The sequence below is a fragment of the Bacillus lumedeiriae genome, assembly GCF_044891285.1.
GTDB lineage: Bacteria > Bacillota > Bacilli > Bacillales > Domibacillaceae > Pseudobacillus > Pseudobacillus lumedeiriae.
In genome coordinates, this window is sequence record NZ_JAUIYO010000063.1 from 1 (window position 1) to 284 (window position 284).

Consider the following 284-nt stretch of genomic DNA (forward strand, 5'->3'; position numbering starts at 1 on the left):
GCGTAGGCGCCTGTACTGCTCCGACAGGCAAATGTTCTTCAATCAAAGAAGTTCGTTCTTTGACTTCATTGATTGAAGGTTATTTGACCCGAGGAGCAAGGCGCCGCAGCTGGACAAGCGGAAAGCAACACCAAATGGCACTCGATTGCCGGTTACTTTAAACATATTATCCAGTTTTGAAAGAACAATTCTTTCAACTTTATACAGTCTGGTGGCGATAGCGAAGAGGTCACACCCGTTCCCATACCGAACACGGAAGTTAAGCTCTTCAGCGCCGATGGTAG

Annotated in this window: 1 rRNA gene; it reads left to right on the top strand. The window is 47.2% G+C overall.

Annotation, left to right across the window (positions count from 1 at the left end):
* Positions 1 to 207: 207 nt before the first annotated feature.
* Positions 208 to 284: ribosomal RNA gene (rrf, locus tag QYG89_RS17215) — 5S ribosomal RNA — on the top strand; the annotation flags it as partial.